23 protein-coding genes are annotated in these 23,476 nt (G+C 56.0%); 9 read left to right on the plus strand and 14 right to left on the minus strand.

All coding sequences use genetic code 11. The features are described 5' to 3' along the window. Position 1: 1 nt before the first annotated feature. From nadB to infC, 8 genes are all read right to left on the minus strand, one after another. Positions 2-1,726, minus strand: a complete 1,725-nt coding sequence (gene nadB / locus AH68_RS07015; RefSeq protein WP_039198887.1) for an L-aspartate oxidase — start codon at positions 1,724-1,726, stop codon at positions 2-4. Then, positions 1,723-3,003 carry a quinolinate synthase NadA gene (gene nadA, locus AH68_RS07020; protein ID WP_039198888.1) on the minus strand — a complete coding sequence of 427 codons (1,281 nt, stop codon included), beginning with the start codon at positions 3,001-3,003 and terminating at the stop codon, positions 1,723-1,725. Before nadA ends, nadB begins: the two co-directional genes overlap by 4 nt. 94 nt (positions 3,004-3,097) lie before the next feature. Continuing rightward, positions 3,098-3,910: an NUDIX hydrolase gene (locus AH68_RS07025; protein WP_039198890.1), complete on the minus strand. Its 813-nt coding sequence runs from the start codon at positions 3,908-3,910 to the stop codon at positions 3,098-3,100. A gap of 164 nt (positions 3,911-4,074) precedes the next feature. Then, on the minus strand, positions 4,075-4,914 hold the full coding sequence (locus AH68_RS07030) for a ParA family protein (RefSeq protein WP_039198892.1): 840 nt from the start codon (positions 4,912-4,914) through the stop codon (positions 4,075-4,077). An 87-nt stretch (positions 4,915-5,001) separates the two neighbouring features. Continuing rightward, positions 5,002-5,958 (minus strand): site-specific tyrosine recombinase XerD, encoded by a 957-nt coding sequence (gene xerD, locus AH68_RS07035; protein ID WP_173405855.1) that lies wholly within the window; start codon positions 5,956-5,958, stop codon positions 5,002-5,004. 147 nt (positions 5,959-6,105) lie between these two features. Next, on the minus strand, positions 6,106-6,489 hold the full coding sequence (rplT, locus tag AH68_RS07040; protein ID WP_003834366.1) for a 50S ribosomal protein L20: 384 nt from the start codon (positions 6,487-6,489) through the stop codon (positions 6,106-6,108). A gap of 50 nt (positions 6,490-6,539) precedes the next feature. After that, positions 6,540-6,734: a 50S ribosomal protein L35 gene (gene rpmI / locus AH68_RS07045; protein WP_003834365.1), complete on the minus strand. Its 195-nt coding sequence runs from the start codon at positions 6,732-6,734 to the stop codon at positions 6,540-6,542. 18 nt (positions 6,735-6,752) lie between these two features. Beyond that, complete coding sequence (gene infC, locus AH68_RS07050) at positions 6,753-7,451, minus strand: translation initiation factor IF-3 (RefSeq protein ID WP_004220560.1); 699 nt, start codon at positions 7,449-7,451, stop codon at positions 6,753-6,755. A gap of 314 nt (positions 7,452-7,765) precedes the next feature. Between infC and AH68_RS07055 the strand changes: the two genes are divergently transcribed. The 3 genes from AH68_RS07055 (at position 7,766) to ybaK (ending at position 10,360) form a co-directional block, all read left to right on the plus strand. Continuing rightward, entirely contained in the window at positions 7,766-8,521 is a 756-nt protein-coding gene (locus AH68_RS07055) for a thiamine diphosphokinase (protein ID WP_039198897.1), read from the plus strand. 147 nt (positions 8,522-8,668) lie between these two features. Further along, positions 8,669-9,724, plus strand: coding sequence for a type I glyceraldehyde-3-phosphate dehydrogenase (gene gap / locus AH68_RS07060; protein WP_003834362.1), 1,056 nt, complete (start codon positions 8,669-8,671; stop codon positions 9,722-9,724). A 129-nt stretch (positions 9,725-9,853) separates the two neighbouring features. Next, complete coding sequence (gene ybaK / locus AH68_RS07065; protein WP_039198899.1) at positions 9,854-10,360, plus strand: Cys-tRNA(Pro) deacylase; 507 nt, start codon at positions 9,854-9,856, stop codon at positions 10,358-10,360. 25 nt (positions 10,361-10,385) lie between these two features. Here the strand turns inward: ybaK and AH68_RS07070 are convergent, their stop codons facing one another. Continuing rightward, positions 10,386-11,399, minus strand: coding sequence for a 4-hydroxy-3-methylbut-2-enyl diphosphate reductase (locus tag AH68_RS07070; RefSeq protein ID WP_039198900.1), 1,014 nt, complete (start codon positions 11,397-11,399; stop codon positions 10,386-10,388). 161 nt (positions 11,400-11,560) lie between these two features. On the opposite strand from AH68_RS07070, the gene AH68_RS07075 reads away from it, so the two are divergent. Both AH68_RS07075 and AH68_RS11290 read left to right on the plus strand, forming a co-directional pair. Continuing rightward, a complete protein-coding gene (locus AH68_RS07075; protein WP_039198902.1) occupies positions 11,561-12,511 on the plus strand; it encodes an aldose 1-epimerase family protein in 951 nt (316 codons plus the stop codon). Positions 12,512-12,658: 147 nt separating this feature from the next. Continuing rightward, entirely contained in the window at positions 12,659-12,733 is a 75-nt protein-coding gene (locus AH68_RS11290; RefSeq protein WP_003817083.1) for a 50S ribosomal protein bL37, read from the plus strand. Positions 12,734-12,891: 158 nt separating this feature from the next. On the opposite strand, the gene AH68_RS07080 is transcribed toward AH68_RS11290, so the two are convergent. Together AH68_RS07080 and AH68_RS07085 are read right to left on the minus strand one after the other, a co-directional pair. Next, the gene (locus AH68_RS07080) at positions 12,892-13,140 is read right to left on the minus strand and encodes a hypothetical protein (RefSeq protein ID WP_039198904.1); all 249 of its coding nucleotides are present in this window, start codon (positions 13,138-13,140) and stop codon (positions 12,892-12,894) included. Then, positions 13,137-13,778 carry a sigma-70 family RNA polymerase sigma factor gene (locus tag AH68_RS07085; protein ID WP_081995949.1) on the minus strand — a complete coding sequence of 214 codons (642 nt, stop codon included), beginning with the start codon at positions 13,776-13,778 and terminating at the stop codon, positions 13,137-13,139. The genes AH68_RS07080 and AH68_RS07085 overlap by 4 nt, the downstream gene beginning before the upstream one ends. Before the next feature lie 59 nt (positions 13,779-13,837). Between AH68_RS07085 and AH68_RS07090 the strand changes: the two genes are divergently transcribed. Both AH68_RS07090 and AH68_RS07095 read left to right on the plus strand, forming a co-directional pair. Then, positions 13,838-15,391 carry a UDP-N-acetylmuramoyl-L-alanyl-D-glutamate--2,6-diaminopimelate ligase gene (locus AH68_RS07090; protein ID WP_039198908.1) on the plus strand — a complete coding sequence of 518 codons (1,554 nt, stop codon included), beginning with the start codon at positions 13,838-13,840 and terminating at the stop codon, positions 15,389-15,391. A 61-nt stretch (positions 15,392-15,452) separates the two neighbouring features. Then, positions 15,453-16,454: a lipid II:glycine glycyltransferase FemX gene (locus AH68_RS07095; protein WP_039198909.1), complete on the plus strand. Its 1,002-nt coding sequence runs from the start codon at positions 15,453-15,455 to the stop codon at positions 16,452-16,454. Between the two features lie 152 nt (positions 16,455-16,606). Here the strand turns inward: AH68_RS07095 and AH68_RS07100 are convergent, their stop codons facing one another. Beyond that, the gene (locus AH68_RS07100) at positions 16,607-18,178 is read right to left on the minus strand and encodes a bifunctional folylpolyglutamate synthase/dihydrofolate synthase (RefSeq protein WP_039199954.1); all 1,572 of its coding nucleotides are present in this window, start codon (positions 18,176-18,178) and stop codon (positions 16,607-16,609) included. A gap of 182 nt (positions 18,179-18,360) precedes the next feature. Here AH68_RS07100 and AH68_RS07105 point away from each other — a divergent pair, with 182 nt between their 5' ends. Further along, positions 18,361-19,962 carry an aminopeptidase P family protein gene (locus tag AH68_RS07105; RefSeq protein WP_039198911.1) on the plus strand — a complete coding sequence of 534 codons (1,602 nt, stop codon included), beginning with the start codon at positions 18,361-18,363 and terminating at the stop codon, positions 19,960-19,962. Between the two features lies 1 nt (position 19,963). After that, on the plus strand, positions 19,964-20,485 hold the full coding sequence (locus AH68_RS07110; RefSeq protein ID WP_039198913.1) for an NUDIX hydrolase: 522 nt from the start codon (positions 19,964-19,966) through the stop codon (positions 20,483-20,485). Between the two features lie 103 nt (positions 20,486-20,588). Here the strand turns inward: AH68_RS07110 and AH68_RS07115 are convergent, their stop codons facing one another. Both AH68_RS07115 and AH68_RS07120 read right to left on the minus strand, forming a co-directional pair. Continuing rightward, entirely contained in the window at positions 20,589-22,298 is a 1,710-nt protein-coding gene (locus AH68_RS07115) for a dipeptide ABC transporter ATP-binding protein (protein WP_039198916.1), read from the minus strand. A 4-nt stretch (positions 22,299-22,302) separates the two neighbouring features. After that, positions 22,303-23,475, minus strand: a complete 1,173-nt coding sequence (locus AH68_RS07120) for an ABC transporter permease (protein ID WP_004220602.1) — start codon at positions 23,473-23,475, stop codon at positions 22,303-22,305. Position 23,476 lies beyond the last annotated feature (1 nt).

Raw genomic sequence — 23,476 nt, forward strand, 5'->3', positions numbered from 1 at the left:
GTTATGACATCTGGTAGGCGATGGAATGCGCGATCGTCGGATTGTTGGTCGGATAATCCTGCCGTGTGTGCGCGCCGCGCGATTCACAACGGTTGCTTGCTGCAACCGCCGCAACGTATCCCACGGTAAGCAGGTTGCGGTTTTCCCACATGATGATTCGTTCCGCATACGTTGTCGGCTGGGCGATGTTTTTCGACATATCCGCGCTGTCCGCCGCATTCGCCATGGAGAGCGCTTCGCCAAGTTCACGTACGCCTTGGGACAGGCTGTCGCCGTCGCGGATCACGCCGACACGCTTCCACATCGCGTCTTCAATTCGCGCACGGTCCCATACCAGCGATTGTGCAACATTCGGCTGCGTTATGGCATCCGGCATATGCAGCGGCATCGGCTGCTGGCAGACCGGCATGTTTTCGATCGCACTGTTGTCGAAGTCCTGCGGTTGCCAAACGGTACCGTCAATGTCATTTGCAGCGGCGAGGCCGGCGCGATATCCGTAGACCATGCCTTCGAGTAGCGAGTTCGATGCGAGACGATTGGCACCCTGCACACCAGTTCTGGCGCATTCGCCGGCAGCATAGAGACCGGGAATGCTGGCTCGCCCGAACAGGTCGGTGCGGATGCCGCCCATCCAGTAGTGGGCCGCGGGAGCCACGGGAATGGGTTCCTTGCTCCAATCGAAGCCGAGCGAACGCGTGTAGGCGTCGATGGTTGGGAACCTGTTGCGTAGGAATTCCGCCAGATCAGGGTTCTCTGTGCCCATGGGCGAAACGTCGAGCATGATCGGCTTGCCGCCTTGCGCCTGCATGGTACGGAAGTTGGCTCGCGCCACCACGTCGCGCGGTGCGAGTTCCGCCTTGGGGTCGATATCGGTCATGAAACGGTGCCCATGCTCGTCGAGCAGTACCGCGCCTTCGCCGCGCACGGCTTCGGAGACGAGGAAATGCTCGCCGATAGCCAAAGCCGTGGGATGGAACTGGTAGAACTCCAGGTCGGCTACCTGCGCCCCTGCACGAATCGCAGCGGCCAGGCCGTCGCCAGTCGCCACCGCGGGATTCGTGGTGTACGGGAACAACCGTCCCGCGCCACCGGTGGCAAGAACCACACGGTCCGTATCTACGACACGTGTCTCAACACCGTCTTGAGCGTCACGAACCGCCAGACGCACGCCGACGACATGACCGTCACGCACCAGCACATCGTTCAGGAACGCATGCTCCAGCACGGTGATATTCGGATTCTCCCGCACCATGGCGGAGACGTCGAGTTCCAAAACCTTTCCGGTGGCGTCTCCCCCAGCGTGCACCACGCGGGAACGGCAATGCGCGGCTTCGAGCCCACGCAGCACATGTCCTTCGTTGTCGCGATCCACATGCCATCCATCGCCGATAAGCTCACGTACGCGACGCGCGCCCTCGTCGGTCAGAATGTCGACTGCGGTACGGTCGCACAACCCATGACCGGCAGCCATAGTGTCGGTCGCATGCAACGCGGGCGAATCGTCATTGAAAATCGCAGTGGCCACACCGCCTTGAGCGTGGTATGTGTTCGATTCGACGAACTTATCCTTGCATACCAGCAGCACTTCCTGCGGTCGGTATGTGCCATTTTTCGGAATCGACGCACGCCCGCCGGTGGCCAGTCCTTCGCTGCCAAGACGGCTATCCCCAGCTGCCGCGAGCGCCGCGCACAACCCGGCGATACCCGCTCCGACTACGACGATCATGGGTGTACCTCCAGCATGCGCTGCAACGCGATTTTGGCGTCACGCGCGGTGTCCTCGTCCACGGTGATGCGGTTAACGATATTGCCTTGCTCAATGTTCTCCAACGCCCACGCCAGATATGCGGGGTGGATGCGGTACATTGTGGAGCATGGGCAGACCACCGGATCGAGGCAGAACACGGTCTTGTCCGGATACTGCGCGGCGAGGCGGTTGACGAGGTTGATTTCCGTGCCGACTGCGACGGCCGAACCAGCCGGCGCGTTGGCGATCTCCTTAACGATGTACGCGGTGGAGCCGGTGCCATCCGCCGCGTTGACGACGTCCATCGAGCATTCGGGATGCACGATGACCTTGACGCCCGGATACGCCTTGCGTGCGCGCTCGATTTGGTCGACGGTGAAGCGCTGGTGCACAGAGCAGAAGCCTTTCCACAGAATCATCTTCGCGTCAGCGTACACGGACGGGTCTTCGGCACCACCGGCCGGCTTGTACGGATTCCACACTGGCATCTGGTCAAGGCTCATACCCATGGCAAGAGCGGTATTGCGGCCAAGGTGCTGGTCCGGGAAGAACAGCACGCGCTTGCCGCGGGCGAACGCCCATTCGAGCACGGCATGCGCATTGGATGATGTGCAGACGATGCCACCGTGGCGTCCGCAGAATGCTTTCAGCGCCGCGGAGGAGTTCATATATGTGACCGGCACGATCTGCTGCTTGCCGTCAGCATCCGGCTTGGTGCCGCAGATTTCGCCGAGCTGTTCCCAGCAGTCCTCGACCTGGTCGATGTTCGCCATGTCGGCCATCGAGCAGCCTGCGGACAGGTTCGGTAGTGTCACGGTCTGTTCGGGAGTGGACAGGATATCGGCGGTTTCGGCCATGAAATGCACACCGCAAAATACGATGTGGTCGGCGTCGGGACGTTCGGTGGCGTTCTTGGCGAGCTGGAAGGAATCGCCCACAAAGTCGGCGTGCACGATGATTTCGTCACGCTGGTAGAAGTGACCAAGAATAAGCAGCTTATTGCCGAGACGCGCCTTGGCGGCCTTGATACGTTCCTGAAGTTCCTCATCGGAGGCGTCACGGTATTCCTGCGGCAGCACCTGCTGGCGGGGTGCGTTGTTCGGCAGTGGGTCGAACATGGATGCGCCCGGGCCGTAGCTCGGCTGGGTGGTGTCGAAATGCCACGGATCCTGTGTCAGTCCGGCATCGCATGTGCTTTGCGCGCCCAGTCGGGCGATGATTTCGTCTACGGATGACGATGACAGAGTAGCGGCCATACCGCACCTTCCCTTCATTGTAGTTTGTTTTTATCGTCTGTTATTGGATGATAAATGTCTTGCGATTGTTTGAATCGTTGCCGTTGAAGCGGTTTCAGACGGTTGTCAGCGTGGCGAGCACGTCGTCGCCGGTTGCATGGCTTCCTTGATCGGACTGATTGCTGCCGTAATCCCATGATGAGGATTGTCGCAACGCGCTCTGCACGTACCGGTATACGGCAGCCGGACGGTTGCGCCCGACGCGCAGTTTTTCGCCGGTATCCTCCAACTGGCCCGATGTGAGCATTTTCCGCCGGAAATTCGCCAAATCGATGGCTTCGCCCGTTACGGCTTCATATACGTCGTGCAGTTGGCTCAGTGTGAATCGTTCACCGACCAGACGCGTGACGACCTGGGGATATTCGATTTTCCCTCGCAGCCGGCTTAGGGTGTAGTCGATGATGGCACGATGGTCGAAAGCAAGTTCCGGCAGATTATCGACGGGGAACCATTTGACGTTGTTGCCCTCGATGGGTTCCGTTTGCGCATCCGCTCCTCCGACCAGCGCCCAGTACACGATGGATACCATCGGCAGCCCTCCGTGCGAGCGTGCCGGATCGCCAAACGTATACAGCTGCTCGAGATATCTCGGATGAAGCGACGTGGTCGATTCCAGCGCGGCATACGCGGATTGCTCCAACGAATGGTCGGCGCGCAGACCGCCTCCTGGAAGCGCCCATTGTCCAAAAAACGGCTGGCGCACACGCTTGACCAGCGGCATCCACAGCGTGGACCCCATACCGTCCGGAGCGGTGTCCACCCCATTTCCATTCCCGGATCTTTGGACCGGCCCCAAGGTGAGGATGACCACGGAAACGCCCACCTGCGGCGGCTGTTTGCGCCGTTCCGAGACATTTCCCATGATCATTGCGACCTCACTCCTTCAAATTCTCGTCAATACGAATTGTTCCGAAGCCACAGTGTATCACTTATGGTCAACATGACTATAAGTTGAATGTTCCACCAGTCAATCATCAAAATCCATCACGCATGCAACCAACGAAAAAGGCCCCTCAGTGGAGCCTTGAACATCTATGCGATAACGCCTTGGAAAATCAGCTCCCGGGCAACCTCACGATACTCCTTCGCCGTCTTGTGATTCGGCGCGTAGATGGTGATCGGCGCAGCGGCAACCGTTGAATCCGGCAACTTGATGGACCGCGAGATCACCGAGTGGAAGACCTTGCCTTGGAACGCCTCATAAATGCGCTGCAACACCTCATCGCAATGCAGAGTATGCGTGAACATGGTGACGAGCACTCCATACACTTCCAGACTCGGATTGATACGGGACTGCACCTTTTCTATGGATTGCATCAGCAAAGCCACGCCACGCAACGCGAAGAACTCGGCAGCCACAGGGATGATCACGCCATCCGCCGCGGTCAGAGCATTCACCGTGAGCAAGCCCAACGAAGGCTGGCAGTCAATGATGATCACGTCATATTCATCCTTGACCTGTCGCAGCACGCCAGCCAGCACCTGTTCACGTCCCACTTCGGTGACCAGCTGCACTTCGGCAGCGGATAGGTCGATATTGGCCGGCATGATATCGAGGTTCTCGAAATCGGTATGCTGAATCACGGTATGTACATCCATGCGCGGATTGAACAACGCGGTGTACACCGTATCTTCCACGGCATTGGCGTTGATGCCCAGTCCCACCGTGGCAGCACCCTGCGGGTCGAAATCGACGATAAGCACACGACGACCGTACTGGCTCAACGCACCGGCGATATTAATGGAACTGGTGGTCTTGCCAACGCCACCTTTCTGGTTGCACATGGCGATGACCCTTGCCGGACCGTGCGTCTGCAGCGGCTCCGGAGCGGGAAACGTCTCATAATCTCGTCCAAGCAAATCCGTAGGCATACCGTTTACCTTACCAACATCCTTGTGTCAACTTTCACTGTAATCCATGCTAGTCCATTGCCGCCGTTCAAAACGGCAGCAACACCATCATCTGGCGCGGGGATGAGACGTCAGATACGTTTCAATCAGGTTTTCGGGACTGACGTGCGTGTATATCTGCGTGGTGGTGACGCTTGCATGCCCAAGCAGCTCCTGCACGGTACGTACGTCAGCGCCGCCTTGGATAAGATGCGTGGCGAAGGAATGACGCAACGTATGAGGATGCAACGGCTTGTCGATGTGCGCACGTTCCCCCGCAACCCTGATGATCTCCCAAACCGACTGTCTCGACAATCTTCTTCCGCGCTTGTTGAGGAACAGGGCGCGACGCTCCTGAGGACCTTTTGACTTCGACGCCAGTATTGGACGCCCCGAACGCACATACCGGCTGATTGCCTCGCATGCGTAGCTGCCGACAGGAACCAGACGTTGTTTTGAACCTTTGCCCATCAGTCTGGCGATTCTGGCTTCCGTATCGACGTCATCAAGATTCGCCCCACATGCCTCCGACACTCGCGCGCCGGTCGCATACATGAATTCAAGCAACGCCTTGTCTCGAAGCATCACAGGATCATCCGGGACCTCCAACGAAGCGCCGCCATGAGCTCTGTTCTGGGAAACGGGAATCGCTTCCAATAATCTGACGACCTCATCAATAGCCAGCACATCGGGAAGGGTACTTGCACCCTTGGGAGCTTTCACCTGCGCGGATACATCGTCGGCGACGTTATGTTCGTTCACGGCGAAACGATGGAACGCGTGGATGCTGGCCAACCGGCGGGCCTTGCTTCGGACGGATTCCCCGGACTCGTCAAGAAAAGCGACGTAGTTCTCCACATCCTGTGTCGTCACGGACATAATGTCGTTAATACCCTGATTGGCAAGCCACTGCCGATATTTTTTCAGATCGGCGCCATATGCCGACACCGTTGCTTTTGACAATCCTCTCTCAACATCGATGTGTGCAAGAAACTGTCTAATCATCCGCTCGAAATCGTTCATCATCCTCCTTCCGCCGAAGATTGTCTGTTTGCATCGTATACCGCCGCTGCCATGGCTATGAGATAGATGGTTCCTGACGCACAACGCAAGAACCCCCGCCCATTGCTGGAGCGAGGGTTCCCATCAGTCACGCTGAATCAGCGAAGAAGCTCAGGCTTCCTTCGGAGCGTTCACATCAGCCGGAAGAGCAGCCTTGGCCTGCTCGACGATGGCCTTGAAGGTCTCCGGATCGGAGATGGCCAGCTCGGCGAGAGCACGACGATCCAGTTCGATGCCAGCGAGGTGCAGGCCCTGGATGAAACGGTTGTAAGTGATGCCCTCTGCGCGGACGGCAGCATTGATGCGCTGGATCCACAGCTTGCGGAAATCGCCCTTGCGAGCCTTGCGGTCGCGGAAGTTGTAGGTAAAGGAGTGAAGCAGCTGCTCCTTGGCCTTACGGTACAGACGGGAGCGCTGGCCGCGGTAGCCGGAAGCCCTCTCGAGAACGACGCGACGCTTCTTGTGGGCGTTTACTGCGCGCTTGACACGTGCCATATTTGATTCCTCAGCTTTCTATTAAGTCTTCTTATTGGCTCTCGCTATGCTCAGCGACCGAGCAGCTTCTTCATGTTCTTGCTCTGGGAAGTAGCCAGAACGCCGTCGGCCTTCAGTGCGCGACGCTTACGAGCGGACTTGTGCTCGAGGTTGTGGCGCATTGCGGAGCCAGCGTGCATCAGCTTGCCGGAACCGGTCACGCGGACGCGCTTGGAAGCGGCGGAATTAGTTTTCATCTTCGGCATTGCTGCCCTCCTTGTTTGTTACTTCGTTTCGGAAGTCTTCGGTTTGTCGGACGTCACTGCGGCCTTGGCTTCGGCCGCTGCCTGAGCCTGGGCTTCCTGCTTGGCCGCCAAGCGTGCGGCCTGACGAGCCTGACGTTCGGCACGGGACTGATCGCCACGACGACGCTGCTCGGACTGGGTGTGGACCTTCTTGCCCTTCGGCGCGAGCGTCATGATGATGTTACGGCCCTCCTGCTTCGGAGCGAATTCGACAGTGCCGTATTCCTCCACCTCGCTAGCAAGACGCTGCAGCAGCTCGACGCCACCAATTGGACGGGACTGCTCGCGACCGCGCAGCATGATGGTGACCTTGACCTTGTCTCCGCCATTCAGGAAGCGCACAACATGGCCCTTCTTGACTTCGAAGTCGTGGTCGTCGATCTTCAGACGGAAGCGGATTTCCTTGATTTCCGCAGTGCTCTGGTTACGACGTGCCTCACGAGCCTTGATCTTCTCGTTGTACTTGTACTTGCCGTAATCGATGAGCTTGGCAACCGGAGGCTTCGCGTTGGGCGCCACCTCGACGAGATCGAGGTTCGCTTCCTTTGCCAGGTTCAGTGCGACGGAAGTCGCGATGACTCCCACCTGTTCGCCGTTCGGGCCGATCAGACGCACCTGGGAGACGCGAATCTCGTCGTTAATGCGTGGTTCGTCGCTGATGATGACTCCAATCCTCATGTTCCATTCCACGGAATGTTCCCAGATTGGCAGTTCTTCAATACCTCAAAAGTCCATGGCATACCAAACGCACCCACAGGGGCACACCGAAGAACGTTCTGATACGCTCTTCATTGCACTGTTTCAACACAGTGACAGGGCATTATGCCTGAACCCGAGGCCCTGAAAGGCTTCCAGGTGGGGATATCCCGCTTTCTTGATTTCTCAAGCCTTGTAGATAATACCACACACCACGACCACCGCGTGTCGTATTTACAAGCCCAGCTAAAGCGCACCTTACGACAACGCCGGTCAGCATACTACACTGACCTTGTATGACAAATAATTCCAATACCTGTGTGATTTTCGCGGCAGGTGAATATTACGGAGAAGCACCAAGAGTTCCGGCTGACTCGTTCGTCATCGCCGCGGACGGTGGGCTTGATCATGCCCGCGCCCTTGACGTAATGCCCGACGTGGTAGTAGGTGATTTCGATTCGATCACGGGCAAACGCCCCGCACCGGGCGAGCGCACCGTCGAGCTGCCGCCGGAAAAAGACGATCCGGATCTGTTATCCGCCCTCAAAATCGGATGGTTTCACGGTGCGAGGCTTTTCCATATCTACGGCGCGCTCGGAGGACGGATCGACCATACGATATCCAACATCCAGTTGATGGCATTGCTCGCCAATCATGGCGGCATCGGTTTTCTGCACGGCAATGATTCCATTGTGACGGCGATATGCGATGGAGATCTTGACTTCGCAGCAAGCGATGTCGAACCGGGTCGCATGATCTCCGTCTTCTCTCATTCCGACACATCCGTCGGCGTTTGCGAAAAAGGCTTGAAATACGAGATAAGCGGCGCGCTCATGACCAGCACCAAGGTCAACGGAGTCAGTAATGAGTTCCGGCATGGCCTGCCCGCGCATGTCGGGGTCACCCAAGGCACGCTCATCGTGACATTCCCAGCCGAAGCGCCTCTGCCGCAGGTCTCTTGGCATCATGCGTTCAAGGGTGATCTCGGCCCATTGGATACCAAAATCTCGTCTGCGCTCGTCGAACGCAGCCTGAAACCACATACAGCGTGAGCCCTCACAGAAAATACGACGTTTTCTGAAACACACGCGCGAATACGTTGTCTTAAGTACAGGTGACGCACTAAAGTGGGTGACGTTGGTAAACAATGGCTTCTGTGTGCCCGGCACACGTGTGGCCTACCCTAAAGGGAGAATTACATGACAGTTAAGATTGGTATCAACGGCTTTGGTCGTATCGGTCGTCTGGCTTTCCGCCGCATCTTCGAGCTGCAGGCTCGTGGCGGCCAGGCCGGTGACATTGAGGTCGCTGCAATCAACGATCTGACCACCCCGTCCATGCTGGCCTACCTGCTGAAGTACGACAGCACCCACGGCACCTTCCGTCATGACGATGGCACCCCGGTTGAGGTCACCTCCACCGAAGATTCCATCGTGGTCGATGGCAAGGAATACAAGGTTTACGCCGAGAAGGATGCCAACAACATCCCGTGGGTCAAGAACGATGGCGTTGAGTTCGTGCTCGAGTGCACCGGCTTCTACACCTCCGCTGAGAAGTCCCAGGCTCACATCAACGCTGGCGCCAAGAAGGTCCTGATCTCCGCTCCGGCCAAGGACGAGACCACCCCGACCGTCGTCTTCGGTGTGAACCACAACATCCTGAAGGCTTCCGACGTGATCGTGTCCGCCGGCTCCTGCACCACCAACTCCATGGCCGCTATGGTCAAGCTGTTGGACGAGAACTGGGGCATCAAGGCTGGCTTCATGACCACCATCCACGCCTACACCGGCACCCAGATGATCCTCGACGGCCCGCGCTTCCCGAAGGCTCGCAACAACCGCGCCGCCGCGATCAACACCATTCCTCACTCCACCGGCGCTGCCAAGGCCATCGGCAAGGTCGTTCCGTCTGTGAACGGCAAGCTGCAGGGCCACGCCCAGCGTATCCAGGTTCCGGATGGCTCCGTCACCGAGCTGACCACCGTTCTGAACAAGGAAGTCACCGCTGACGAGATCAACGCCGCATTCAAGGCCGCCTTCTCCTCCACCGAATTCTACGGCTACAACGAGGATGGCATCGTGTCTTCCGACATCATCGGCGACACCCACGGTGGCGTGTTCGATCCGACCCAGACCGACGTCAACACCGTTGACGGCGTGACCATGGCTCGTACCGTTTCTTGGTACGACAACGAGTACGGCTTCACCTGCAACATGGTGCGCACCCTGCTGTACTTCGCTGAGATCTCCGAGTGAATCAATAGCGGAACAATCCGCACGATTCTAAGTAGAACTTAGTGCAAGGGCTTTCGCTTCACGGCGGAAGCCCTTTTGTTAACCGACGCAAATACGTACCGATACAAATACGTTTTAGAGTAGAGCAACATGGGCAAGAAAAAGCATGAGAAGGGAGCCGGTTCAACACCGGCAACCGTGCAACTGGAACAAGCCGGAATCCCATTCAAGACTTACGAATACGCACATTCAAATGACCATATGGATGACGGCTATGGGGTCGAGGCCGCCACCAAACTGGGCTTTGACGAGCATCAGGTATTCAAAACGCTTATGGCCGACACCGGCTCCGAACGCGTGGTAGGCGTGGTTCCTGTAAGCGGACACATGGATCTGAAGGCGCTGGCCGCAGCGGTCGGAGCCAAAAAAGCCTCCATGGCCGATCCAAAGGTCGCCATGCGCGAATCCGGGTATGTAGTTGGAGGCATCTCACCGCTCGGCCAACGCACACATCACAAAACCGTACTCGACGAAAGTGCTTTGCAATATAGCGAGATACTGCTGTCGGGAGGCAAACGCGGCTTTTCGATCGGCATCAATCCCAACGATCTGCTCAAAGTGCTTGACGGCGTAGCCGCGCCTATCGGCGCTCGGTAAAGTACTCGACGCTCGCAAAGTCCAATCAGCTGACCGGTTTCTTACGAAGTTCACTGGGAAGCACGAAATGCATGTTTTCCTTGATGGTTTCAATGGTGGTCACATCGGTGAAACCTTGGCTTCGCAGCGATTCGATAACACCTGACACCAATTCGTCAGGTACGGATGCGCCCGACGAGATTCCCACGGATTCAACACCCTCGAACCATGCGGGATCAAGCTCGGACGCATCGTCCACACGGTGGGCCTTTCCGCAAGCACCATCAAGTACACCGCCAAAACGCGTGTTCAACCCCTCCTGCGCGACCTCCATCAAGCGCACGGAGTTCGACGAATTCGCCGAACCGACGATCACCACGCAATCCGACTGCTCGGCAACGAGTTTGACCGAGGTCTGACGATTCGACGTGGCATAGCAGATATCGGAATTCGGAGGCATCTCAAGCCATGGGAAACGCTCCTTCAACGCGGCGATAGTACCTGCCGTCTCATCCACGCTCAGCGTGGTCTGCGAAAGCAGCACCAACTTCGTATCCGAAGAAAAATCCAGCGAATCGACATCCGACTCATGCTCAATCAGATGCACATGTTCCGGAGATTCGCCGACCACGCCAACGGCCTCATCATGACCCTTATGCCCGATGTAGATGATTTCGTAGCCTTCTTTGACGAAACGCAACACCTCACGATGCACCTTGCTCACCAAGGGGCATGTGGCGTCAACAACATGCATGCCTCGAGCCGCGGCCTCAGCCTTCACTGCAGGAGACACGCCGTGCGCAGAGAAGACAATCGGAATTCCTGCGGCAGCCGCGGAATCGGGAATCTCAGCCAATTCCTGCACGAATACTGCACCCTGAGCCGACAGTTCTTCGACAACATGCTTATTGTGCACAATCTGACGACGCACATACACTGGAGGCAGATCGTCATTCCGAGATGGATTGGCAGCCTTGAGAATCGTCTGCACAGTCAGAATCGCCCTGTCTACGCCCGCACAAAAGCCACGGGGATCCGCCAGTACGATGCGTTTGGTCATGATGGCCGCCTTTCGTCACTTCGTGAAAACCTCATCAATACTAAGACATGGACGGCACGCCGAAGAAGCTGCATCGCCATACGACGTAAAACAGGTAGACTGTGGTGTTGGTGGTAACAATACCGTTACCGGAACCTATCCAACAGCACTATGGAGTGACTATGACCTGCATCAACCTGCCTGCCCGCACCGGACAGCAATTCTCCATCTCCCATGGCGACTATGAAGCCGTCATCACCGAACTTGGCGCAACTATGCGCAAACTGACCTATAAGGGCGAGGATCTGACCGTCGCCCTTGGCCCTGATGATCTGGTAACCTGCTGCCACGGCCAGATTCTCATTCCGTTCCCGAACCGTATCAAGGGCGGCGAGTACACGTTCGAAGGTAAAACCTATTCGCTGCCAATCGACGAGCATGACCGCAACACCGCCATCCACGGCTACGGCTACCGCTCGTTCTGGAAGCTGATCTCGCTTGCCGAAGACGCAGTCACCCTCGCCTGGCGCTCCCCCAACATGGTCGGTTACCCGTTTGACCTGTATGTCACCGCCACCTACAGCCTCGCCGATGACGGCATGCACTTGACCGTCAGCGCCTACAACAATGGCAACGCAAACGCGCCGTGGGCTTTGGCCATTCACCCGTGGCTCGCCAACAGCCTTAACGGCTATGGAGACGAGATCGACGAGCACAACGCCAAATGCAGCCTCACGCTGCCGGCTCGCACACACGTCACCGTAGACGAGAACCTCATTCCGACCGGCACCGAGCCGGTTGACGGTACCAAATACGATCTGCGCGAAGACACTCTGCTTACCGAGCAGCCGTTCGACGATGCATGGACCGATCTGGAGCATGCCGAAGACGGTTCCGTCACGGCAGTGTTCACCCGTGCCGACGGCAAGAAGGTCCGTGTTGGCGGCGATGAAACCATTACTTCGTTCCAGGTGTGCACAGGCACGAAGTTCCCCGCATCCCAGCATCCCGCCGGCGTTGCAGTGGAACCGCAGACCGCTTATGCCAACGCGTTCAACACGGGTAACGACCTGATTGTGATCAAGCCGGGCGAAACCACCAGCACGTCGCTGTTCCTCGGTATGGCCGAGTGATCTGATCGTCTGAATCAACCGACTTCGTTCACATCAAGGTCCACGGATAAGCCGAAATGGTCATGTATCGAACACAGGATTTGTCAAACGTCTTGCTTGTGTGCGATAATCCCGAAGGCTTGTTAATCGTAAGTAAAGGAGTCCATCATGGGCATGCGCGGACGTAAGCGCAAGGATCGTCGTAAGAAGGCCGCCAATCACGGCAAGCGTCCAAACGCCTGATCCCTGCCAGCGTGAATAACGCTACAGAACATTGAAAACCCCGCCGAATCACCATTGATTCGCGGGGTTTTCTCATATCTCCTTTCAGTCTGTCACAAGTCCGTCGTGCCAACTGCCACTGCCGATACCAATGCCACTGTCAAACGGCATGCACAAGCTCACTCGCCACAGCAATGGTCGAGTGTGGCTTCAAGACGGTCAATCAGACTCTGCGGGGCATGCTGCGGACGCAGATACGCGCGCATGGCCGCGATCAATGCCCTTTCATGCTCGTCGCAGCAACGTTCGGGGTCGAAACAATCACCGGAGGCGCTAACGCGCACGCTGGTATGCGTAACCCGGGTCACAACAGTGCCGTCCTCGCTGGTGGTGACAGTGGTGATATGCCGTTCGATCGATTCACTCATGCTCTGCCCTTCCCCGCCGTGGCATAGCCACGTTCCTTCGCATAGTTGGCAAGTTCTCGTTTCAACTGCGTGCGCGCGCGATTGAGACGGCTCATCACCGTACCGATTTTCACACCCTGCTCGTCAGCTACCTGCTGGTATGACTTGCCGTCGATCGCAGCGTCGATGAACACCTGACGGCGTTCCGGCGAAAGCTTGGCGAGCGCCGCCATGATTTCTTCAGGCGCGTAAGCGTCCAAATATTCCTGTTCCGCTGATTTAAGCTCTTCCGGTGAATGCCCAGAAGCCGAATAGATGTCCCAATCGTCGTATTCGCCGGTGGAATCGTTGGCCCGCTGCGGTCTGCGCTTGGCTTTGGCGTATTGATTGAAGTAGGCGTTGCGCTCAATGGTCGTCATCCATGCGGCGAAATTCGTTCCCTCTTGGAAGGAGTCGAATGCCTTGAATCCTCGTTCGAAAGTATCCTGCACCAAATCTTGGGCGTCATCGGGATCGTTGGTCAGCTTCATCGCCTGCCGGTACAACGCATCAACCACAGGCATGGCAAGTTTTTCAAAACGCGCCCTTTTGCTTGCCATGGTTTCCGTTCGTACTTCAGTCACAGCTTCATTGTAATCACATCGACTTCCACATGCCATGCACATAGCTGACGGTAGAATGGCTGTTCGGTATCCGAAGAACAGGGAGAACACGAAACATGGCTTTGACTCTGGCATCTGCAGCGCGTCTGCTCAGCGAGTACGGATTGCTGCGCGAAATCATCCAAGGAGACGCCTGGACGCTTGACGTGCAGACCATCAACGGATTCGACAAGCCGTTCGGTTCAATCACCTACGACACCAGGCAGGTCGTATCTGGCACACTCCTGTGCTGCAAAGGCCGTTTCAAAGCGGAATATCTCAATGGCATCGATGATCGTGGTCTTGCCGCATACGTTGCGGAAAACGACTTCTCCGCAACAACGACGGCCCCTGGACTTATTGTGAACGACGCGCGCAAAGCCATGAGTCTGCTGTCTGCGGCATTTTATGGGTACCCGCAGAACCAACTGAAAGTCATCGGCATTACTGGAACCAAGGGAAAAACCACTACCGCCTATCTCACTCAAGCTATGCTCAACGGCTGCTCCGGCGGCAAATGCGCTTTGTTCTCTTCCGTGGATAACTGCATTGACGGACATACCTATGTCGAGTCCGATTTGACCACCCCGGAGTCCATGGATGCGTTCCGTATGATGAGCGAAGCCGTTGATAACGGCATGGAGTACCTGGTTATGGAGGTTTCGTCGCAGGCGTACAAAGTCGATCGCGTTTTCGGAATTACTTTCGACGTCGCCGCATTCCTCAATATCAGCCCGGACCATATCAGCCCCATCGAGCATCCGACATTCGAGGATTACTTCCACTGCAAACGTCAGATCGTAAAGAATTGCCGTTTCTTGGTTCTCGGCACGGCATGCGCACACGCCGATCTTATTCGTCAGGATGCTGCAATCGCTGATATTCCCGTCACCACGTTCGCTCTTGGCGAAGCATCGGCCGCGGATGTGACCGCATGGCCGGAACTTATAGACCATAGCCGTTTCGCCATTGCGGTGGAAGGTGAACAGATCGGCTCGCTCAGTCTGCAATTGGATGGCGACTTCAATTATGCGAACGCCGCCGCAGCCATTGCCATTGCGCATGCCGTTGGATTCGATTTCCACGAAACCACCGCGAAGGAAGCGCTGCGCAATATGGAACCGGTACGTATCGCCGGTCGTATGGAGCATTTCCACGATACGAAGTCGAACACCATCGCCATCGTCGATTATGCGCACAATTATGCTTCCGTAACGGCGTTGCTCGACTATGTCGACCAACGCTACGGCAAGGACGATCCTGAAGTCACGCTGGTCACTGGATCAACAGGCAATAAAGCGTATGATCGCAGATCGGAAATCGTCAGGGCCGCTCAGAATCGCGTCGACCATCTGATTCTCACCTTCGAAGACACGGATGACGAGCCTGTGGAACACGTCTGCCAAGACATGCTCGACAGTGTCACCAATCCTGATCTGGATGCGAGGATCATTCTCGACCGTACGGAAGCAGTGGAATCGACCGTAGCAATCGACCGCAAGAATCCCAACCGCCTCCATATCATCCTCATCATAGGCAAAGGCAACGAGCGCTGGTTCAAAGACCACGGCAAGCATGTTCCCTTCGAAGGCGACGACCACATTGTGGAGCGTATTTTTGGACTTGCCTGACCTGCGGCAACAGCCAACCATCATCGAGTAATCACCAACCATAAGGAATAATCCAACAATCATGATCACTCTTGAATTCACCGACGCAGCCACCATGGAACAGCAGGCTGTGCAGGCGGGGCTTACCCTGCCCATCGAACAGACCGCGGTATGGGCCAAATATCAGAACACCATTAACGGACGTACGCCGTGGGGTGCGTATGTGGTGAAACAGGACGGCGCTCCAATCGCATTCATCGCGCTCATCGATTACGAAACCCATGGATACCACTATTTGAGGTCCGTTCATGGTCCGGCTTGGCTTGACAGGCCTTCCGCACAGCTGGAAGCGCAGGTTCGTGACCTGCTTGTCGAGGATGTACGCAAGCGCGATAAAAACGTTGTGTTCCTGCGTATCGACTTGTGGGATTTCGAAGGCTCGTTCCCGGTGCTTTCCACCGTTCCTTACAACGAGACCGTGCACATGGACATCACCGGTGGCGATGAGGCGGTTCTTACCCGCATGAAGAAGCGTGGCCGCCGCGACGTGCGTAAGGCGTTGAGGGAGAGCCCCGCCGCTTGCGCCGATGAGACCGCGCAGGCGATGGCTGATTTTTCCGAATACTACGAGGTCATGGTTGATACCGCCCACCGTGATGGCTTCTCCCCCGCTCCGATGAGCGACTATGTCGATATGATCAGCAATCTTGGCCCTGATCATGCGCGCGTGTTCGCGGCACGTATCGACGGCAAGGTTGTGGCATGGTCCATCATCACCATCAATGGCGATCACGCTGTCTATTACTATGCGTGCATGCGTACGGAAATCATGCGCCAGCATGTTCCCGACAAACTGATTTACGTTGTATGTTGCGCACTTGGAGAGCGGGGCTGCACTGTTCTCGATTTGATGGGCATCGGCAACGATTTCGCGCCTTCATTGAAGAGTTTGAACGGATTCAAGACGAAATTCTCCGAGAATGTCGTACAGGTTTCGGCAGGTCGTGATATTCCGGTCAAGAAGACGTTCTACCGTTCGCTCACGCTGCTGCAGTCGCTGCGTCGCAAACTGCGCAAGCAATAATCATGCCTCACGACGGATAGTGTAAAATATCATGCAAAGGAGGATGCGGCGAATCGATTCGCTGCATCCTCCTTTGCATTGCATCACAGATTGTTGTATCGATGGATCATTGACAACAACCGACGATCCATCATCGCCATGCATATATGCGATTACTGCACATCTTCAGAAGACGCATCATCTGCATGCTCGACTTCGGAACCATCAGTATCTTCATCATCGGGAAGTTCGGGACCGACACTGCCGAAATCGTTGATATCGAAATCAGGGTTGGCGTCGGATTCGAAATCGAGATCCGCCTCGTCCTGATCCTTACGCGGTTCCGGCTCAACAGCCTCTTGGAAGACACGTTCCGACTTCGGCTTCTTCAAATCGGGATTGACTTTCTCTTCCAACATGAGACGCGCATCGCCAGCCGTGGTGAAGCTACCGCAGATCAGCACACCGTGACCATAGCCAACACCAAGCTCATCATCGGCGTCAACCATATTAACGGCCTCCTGAATGGCGTCCGGCAGTTCAGGAACACACGTAACCCTTTCCGTACCGAACACGCGTTCAGCAACCGTTTTCAGGTCTTCCGCGGGCATCACACGATCACGCCACGAATTCTCTGTAACGATCACATGGCTCAACAGCGGTTCAAGCACGCCCAAATACTCTTCGACCTGCTTGTCTCCCATCATGGCGATCACGCCGACGAGCTGCTGGAAATCGTAATTTTCCTCAATCGCGGCACGCAACGATTCCGCCGCATTCACATTATGCCCTCCATCCAGAATGATCGTTGGCGATGTACGAATCTGCTCGATTCGGCCTGGAATCCTCACCGTGCTCAAAGCCTCAGCCACAAGATCACCGTCAAGCGCACCGTTGACGGGAATCACCACTTCCGCCGCACACAGGGCCGCGAGCGCATTATGAGCCTGATGCTCGCCGAATTTGGCGACCGGCACTTCCGCGTACGTGCCATTCGGCGTACGCAGGGTCACAACCTGACCGCCAACTGCCGGAATGCGGGTCACAACTTCCGCTTCGATGCCATCCCTCACCAGATTGGCATGGTTCTGCTTCGACGCTTCCTCGATAATCGGCATGACGGCCTCTTCATGCGGTTGACGCCCGATGACCGCGGTGCAGCCCGGCTTGATAATGCCGACTTTTTCGGATGCGATCTGTTCCACGGTATTGCCAAGCCATGCCATATGGTCCATGTCGACCGGTCCGATAACGGCCGCATCGGCATCGAGCACGTTGGTGGCGTCCCAGCGGCCGCCCATGCCAACCTCGACGATGGCTACATCGACCGGAGTGTCGGCGAACTTCCAAATGGCCATGGCGGTGAGCACTTCGAAGAAGCTCATTTTGGGCTTGTCGAGTTCTTCCATCTTCATGTCGACCATGGCTACAAGGTCTTTGATCTGATCCCAGGCATCAACGAAATCGTCATCGGAAAGCTGCTGTCCATCGATGGCGATGCGCTCGTTGACATGTTCAAGATGCGGTGACGTGTACAAACCGGTTCGCATGCCATACGCACGGCAGATCGCCTCGGCCATGCGCGCGGTAGACCCTTTGCCGTTGGTTCCAGTGATGTGAATCACACGGAACGACTGCTCGGGATGTCCCATGATGTCGAGGATCATCTTCATGCGTTGCAGGTCAAGATTGGTGGTATTGCGCTCTGATGGGCGGCTCATGATGTCGCGTTCGACGTCGATCATGCTTTCATTGTTGCGATTCGGATGTTCGAATGACATATTCTTTCGGATTCCTCCCCTACCTTGGGATTGCTCACTCAATCTCCCCTATTCTATGTGCTTGCATGAACGTTGCGCGACGCAAAAAGTTATAGGATGGTTTGCGGTAATTGCGTAAGCATGGATAACCATATTCAGGAGATGTGATGAACGAAGTCATTACCGATAAAGACAAGGAGTATGAAGCCATGGAGCAGTCCAGCGCCCCCGGCCCTGATCAGGCGATGAGCGACCGTGTGAACAATCGTTCGCTGCGCCCGCGTTCCGAGGCGTTCAAGGAGTTCATGACCACCGGTTGGGATGATAATGAGCCGGCTATTGAACCGTTGGAGTCTTCCCATTACATTCAGGCTCGTCTTGACACGCTGGGTAAGGCTTTTCCCGGAGAGCGTATTGTGATTCCGGCCGGTCAGCCGAAGGTGCGCAACAATGACTGCGATTATGCGTTCCGTCCGGATACGACGTTTTCGTATTACACCGGTTTGGGTGAAGACTACGAGGCCGGTGCCGTGCTGGTGTTGAATCCGGTTGATCCTGATTCTCCGGAGGCCGCGGCCGGCAAGACGCATGTGCCGGAATTGTTTGTGGCTCCGCGTGCGAACCATTACACGCAGGACTTTTTCATGAATGCCCATTATGGAGAATATTGGGTTGGACCTCGTGCCGGATTGCAGGAGATGACTGCAATGACCGGTATTGAGACCAATGACATTGCACAGCTGTCTGATGCATTGAGCAAGGATGTCGGTTCTGAAGCCGGTGCCGTGCGTGTGCGTGTGATTCGCGAGGCTGATCCGCAGATCACCGAAATGGTGGAGAATATTCGCGAAGCGAACGGTTTCGCCGATCCGAATGGCAATACCGATGCCGATGACAAGCTTCATGAGTTTGCCGCCGAGGCTCGCATGTGCAAGGACGAATATGAGATTCGTGAGATGCGCAAGGCCGTTGCCGCAACCAAGCATGGTTTCGACAATATTCTGCGCAAGCTGCCGTCGTCGCTCGACAAGCCTCGTTCGGAACGTATGTTGGAAGGCGCGTTCAATGCAATTTCCCGTGAGGAAGGCAATGAGGTCGGCTACGATACGATCATTGCTTCCGGCGCTCATGCGCCGATTCTGCATTGGATGCGTAACACCGGTACCGTGGAGTCCGGCGATCTGCTGCTGATTGATGCCGGTGTGGAAGTCAATAGCTTGTATACGGCCGATATCACGCGCACGTTCCCAACCAACGGTAAGTTCACTGATTTCCAGAAGAAGCTGTATCAGGCGGTTTTGGACTCCCAGCAGGCTGGTTTTGAGGCCGCCAAGCCGGGTGCCACATATTCCGACATTCATCATGCGTGCATGCGTGTGATCGCTGAACGCCTGCACGACTGGGGCATTCTTCCGGTCGATGTCGAAGAGTCGCTTTCTCCGGAAGGACAGCAGCATCGCCGTTGGCTCGCCTGTGGTGTGGCCCATCATCTTGGTTTGGATGTGCATGATTGCGCTCAGGCACGTTATGAGTCGTATCAGGGTGCTGCGATTCGTCCTGGCATGATTTTCACGATTGAGCCGGGTCTGTATTTCCGTGAGGATGATCTGCTGATTCCGCCGGAGTATCGCGGCATCGGCATTCGCGTTGAAGATGATGTGCTGATGACTGAGGATGGTCCGGAATGGCTTTCCGCCGGCATTCCAAAGCAGATCGATGAGGTCGAAGAGTGGATGGCCAGCATGGCTGCCGAAGGTGTAAAGGCCTGATATGCCAACGCCTGAATTCATTCTCGAGTTACGCAAGAAAGTCGGTCACGATCTCCTGTGGCTGATGGGCGTCTCCGGCTATGTTGAAGACGAGCAAGGTCGTGTGCTTCTTGGCAGGCGTTCCGATACCGGCGAGTGGGCCATGGTGTATGGCATTAATGAGCCTGGCGAGGAACCTGCCGACACGGTGGCACGTGAGGTCAAGGAAGAGACTGGCGTGGATGTTATCGTCACCGATTTGGTGTCGGTGAAGGCTTCCCGAAAGGTGCTTACGTATGCGAACGGCGACAACACCATGTATATGGATCACCTGTTCGTGTGCAAGCCCGATCCGAATGGTAATGCCGAACCGTTCGTAGGTGACGAGGAAAGCCTCAACGTGGGCTGGTTCTCCCCTGATGACCTGCCTCAACCCCTGGCCGACACCACAGTGGAACGCATGGGCTACGTGCATGAGTACCTCAAGAACAAGGCGAACGGCGACGCACACGCGCAATTCTCCTTCAACGGTACGATTCGCTGAACACAGTCACAATTGAATATATAAACTAAGAGCTGGTGTGACGATCATGAACCGTCACACCAGCTCTTGTGTATGCTAGGAAGCCACGAAACTCACTCCGGCATCAAATTCCTTTGGAGAGCAACTCGTGCAGCTGGGCACGATGTTTTCGCTGTTCACGCGGATCAGGCACCGGCAGCGATGCCAACAACTTCTGCGTGTAGGGATTCTGCGGGTTATTCATAACCTGATCGGCATCACCATGTTCCACAATCTCACCCTTATGCATCACCATAATGCGATCGGCCAGCATATCGACCACGGCAAGATCATGGGTGATGAACAGGCATGCGAAACCTATTTCCGCCTGCAGTTTCTTGAACAGCTCCAACACCTTCGCCTGTACCGACACATCCAATGCAGAAGTCGGTTCGTCGGCGATAAGCAGGCTTGGCTTAAGCGCCAGCGCTCGTGCCAAGGAGGCACGCTGACGCTGACCGCCGGAAAGTTCATGCGGGAACCGGTTCATATATGCACGCGGCAACTGCACCATTTCGAGCAAATCTCCCACATAGTCGCTCGCTTCCGACACAGACGAGTACTTTTTATGCACGATCAGCGGTTCTGCCACATTCTCCGCGATGGTCATCAGCGGGTTGAATGAGCTACCCGGATCTTGGAACACAAAGCCAATATCAGCACGCTTGGGTTTGAATTGACGTTCCTTGACACCGTTCATTTCCACACCCAACACGTTCAGGGAGCCGCCGGACACCTTCTGCAAACCCGCGATGGCACGACCGGTAGTGGATTTGCCGGAACCGGATTCGCCGACCAATCCCAGCACTTCGGAACGGTGAATAGTGAAATCAATACCATTGACCGCCTTGAAATCAGGCTGCGTCAAATGCCCAGGATAGGTGATAGTCAGCCCCCTGGCCTCGACGGCAATGGGTTGGTCATGCCAATCCTTGCTGCGTTCAATCACCTTGCCCTGCTCATCACGAACGACCAGTTTCTGCCCGATACGCGGCACGGCTGCGAGCAACCGCTTGGTGTAATCGTCTTTCGGCGAGTAGAAGATCTGTTCGACGCTTCCCTGCTCGACCACATGACCTCGATACATGACCACCACTTCATCGGCGATATCGGCGATCACACCCATATTATGAGTAATAATCAGCACGGAAGCGCCGAATTCGTCGCGGGCAAGACGCAACAAGTCAAGAATTTCTGCCTGCACAGTCACGTCGAGTGCAGTAGTCGGTTCGTCAGCCAGAATCAGACCTGGATTGAGAACCAACGCCATGGCGATGACGATACGCTGTTTTTGGCCGCCTGAGAACTGATGCGGATAGTAGTCAATTCGAGTTTCGGCATCAGGAATACCTACTTTTTTGAGGATATCCACGGACTTGGCACGAAGCTCCTTCTTGTCTTTCATGCCGTGAGCGCGAAGTCCCTCTTCGATTTGCCATCCAATGGTGTACACCGGATTAAGTACCGAATTAGGTTCCTGGAACACCATGGCCGCTTCTGATCCGCGCATACGGCGCAGATCTTCTCCGGAAAGGGACAGTACGTCAAGCTGCTCATTGCCTTCACGGTTCGACAGATAAATCGCGCCGGAAGTGGTTGCTGTCTCCGGCAACAGCTTGATAATCGAACGTGCTGTCACGGATTTTCCGGAACCTGATTCGCCGACCACACCCACCACGGTTTTGCGTGGGATGGTGAAGCTAATCTTGTCGATGGCTTTGATGGATCCTGCGTCGGTCATGAAGGAAACGCTCAGATCCTTGACTTGCGCAAGATTGGTTTGTTCGTCACTCATTGCGTCACTCTTCTTCCTTGGAGCCCCATTCGGAGGCGGTAAATGACGGGTCGCGATCCGTAACAGTCACTGGCTGATCGCTGGCTCCCATTGGATTCTTGGCGGCCGCGAGCTCGGCTATCACCTCGTTACGAACGCCCGGCTTCTGGCTGGGATCAACCGAAGTATCTTCGATGGATCCAACCACTTCACCAGCGGATTTGCGTGCACGCAGACGCGGGTCGGCAAGGTCATTGAGGGATTCGCCCACCAAGGTGATACCCAGAACAATCAATACGATGGCGATACCTGGGAACACTGCGGTCCACCAAATGCCTGCGGTTACGTCCGACACGGAACGATTCAGATCGTAACCCCATTCAGCGGCTGCGGTAGGTTCGATGCCGAATCCGAGGAAGCCCAATCCCGCAAGAGTCAGAATCGCTTCGGACGAGTTCAACGTCAGAATAACCGGTAACGTTCTGGTGGAGTTCTTAAGAAGGTGCTTGGTCATGATGCGCCATGTCGACGCGCCCACCACGCGAGCGGAATCAACGTAAGCGGATTCCTTGATTCGAATGACCTCGGATCGAATGGTACGGAAATACTGCGGAATATAGACCACGGTGATGGAGATACCCGAAGCGAGAATGCCACTCCACAGACCAGACTGACCGCCGGAAATCATAATGGCCATCAGAATCGCAAGCAGCAGCGAGGGGAAAGAGTAGATGGCGTCGGCGATCATAACAAGCACACGATCCACCCAACCACCGAAATATCCGGAAACCAAACCGAGCAATACACCCGCGAAAATAGAAAGCAGCACAGCGATCACAATCGCAATGACCGCAGTACGAGAGCCCCAAATCACACGGCTGAACACATCATAACCACCTGCGGTGGTACCCCAAATATGCTCGGATGAGGGTGCTGCCTGGGCTGGGAATGAAACTCCATTGGCATCTTTGAGCTGCGCATAGCCGTACGGTGCAATTACGGGCGCAAACAAGGCCACGAGCAGGAAGAACGCAGTGAGTAACAGGCCGGTAATCAGCATGCCTTTCTGCCAGCCGACCGCTACGCGAAGCTCCTTGATAATCGGAATCTTGGCCCAGAACGGAGCTTTCCTGTTGACTTTGAGATCGTTCAGACGAGTGTCACCCGGGACGGTGACGTTATTTGCTGATGCAGTCATG

Origin of the sequence: Bifidobacterium catenulatum PV20-2, from assembly GCF_000800455.1 — a bacterium.
Taxonomy (GTDB): domain Bacteria; phylum Actinomycetota; class Actinomycetes; order Actinomycetales; family Bifidobacteriaceae; genus Bifidobacterium; species Bifidobacterium kashiwanohense_A.

Excerpts from the sequence above, each read along its gene's own strand:
- ybaK (WP_039198899.1), top strand. The coding sequence starts at position 9,854 with ATGGGCAAGAAAAAGCATGAGAAGGGAGCCGGTTCAACACCGGCAACC.
- nadA (WP_039198888.1), bottom strand. The coding sequence starts at position 3,003 with ATGGCCGCTACTCTGTCATCGTCATCCGTAGACGAAATCATCGCCCGA.
- AH68_RS07115 (WP_039198916.1), bottom strand. The coding sequence starts at position 22,298 with ATGAGTGACGAACAAACCAATCTTGCGCAAGTCAAGGATCTGAGCGTT.
- gap (WP_003834362.1), top strand. The coding sequence starts at position 8,669 with ATGACAGTTAAGATTGGTATCAACGGCTTTGGTCGTATCGGTCGTCTG.
- AH68_RS07075 (WP_039198902.1), top strand. The coding sequence starts at position 11,561 with ATGACCTGCATCAACCTGCCTGCCCGCACCGGACAGCAATTCTCCATC.
- AH68_RS07120 (WP_004220602.1), bottom strand. The coding sequence starts at position 23,475 with ATGACTGCATCAGCAAATAACGTCACCGTCCCGGGTGACACTCGTCTG.
- AH68_RS07025 (WP_039198890.1), bottom strand. The coding sequence starts at position 3,910 with ATGATCATGGGAAATGTCTCGGAACGGCGCAAACAGCCGCCGCAGGTG.
- AH68_RS07080 (WP_039198904.1), bottom strand. The coding sequence starts at position 13,140 with ATGAGTGAATCGATCGAACGGCATATCACCACTGTCACCACCAGCGAG.
- AH68_RS07095 (WP_039198909.1), top strand. The coding sequence starts at position 15,453 with ATGATCACTCTTGAATTCACCGACGCAGCCACCATGGAACAGCAGGCT.
- AH68_RS07090 (WP_039198908.1), top strand. The coding sequence starts at position 13,838 with ATGGCTTTGACTCTGGCATCTGCAGCGCGTCTGCTCAGCGAGTACGGA.
- AH68_RS07070 (WP_039198900.1), bottom strand. The coding sequence starts at position 11,399 with ATGACCAAACGCATCGTACTGGCGGATCCCCGTGGCTTTTGTGCGGGC.
- AH68_RS07100 (WP_039199954.1), bottom strand. The coding sequence starts at position 18,178 with ATGATCGACGTCGAACGCGACATCATGAGCCGCCCATCAGAGCGCAAT.
- AH68_RS07105 (WP_039198911.1), top strand. The coding sequence starts at position 18,361 with ATGAACGAAGTCATTACCGATAAAGACAAGGAGTATGAAGCCATGGAG.
- AH68_RS07085 (WP_081995949.1), bottom strand. The coding sequence starts at position 13,778 with ATGGCATGTGGAAGTCGATGTGATTACAATGAAGCTGTGACTGAAGTA.
- nadB (WP_039198887.1), bottom strand. The coding sequence starts at position 1,726 with ATGATCGTCGTAGTCGGAGCGGGTATCGCCGGGTTGTGCGCGGCGCTC.
- AH68_RS07110 (WP_039198913.1), top strand. The coding sequence starts at position 19,964 with ATGCCAACGCCTGAATTCATTCTCGAGTTACGCAAGAAAGTCGGTCAC.
- rplT (WP_003834366.1), bottom strand. The coding sequence starts at position 6,489 with ATGGCACGTGTCAAGCGCGCAGTAAACGCCCACAAGAAGCGTCGCGTC.
- xerD (WP_173405855.1), bottom strand. The coding sequence starts at position 5,958 with ATGATGAACGATTTCGAGCGGATGATTAGACAGTTTCTTGCACACATC.
- infC (WP_004220560.1), bottom strand. The coding sequence starts at position 7,451 with ATGAGGATTGGAGTCATCATCAGCGACGAACCACGCATTAACGACGAG.
- rpmI (WP_003834365.1), bottom strand. The coding sequence starts at position 6,734 with ATGCCGAAGATGAAAACTAATTCCGCCGCTTCCAAGCGCGTCCGCGTG.
- AH68_RS07030 (WP_039198892.1), bottom strand. The coding sequence starts at position 4,914 with ATGCCTACGGATTTGCTTGGACGAGATTATGAGACGTTTCCCGCTCCG.
- AH68_RS07055 (WP_039198897.1), top strand. The coding sequence starts at position 7,766 with ATGACAAATAATTCCAATACCTGTGTGATTTTCGCGGCAGGTGAATAT.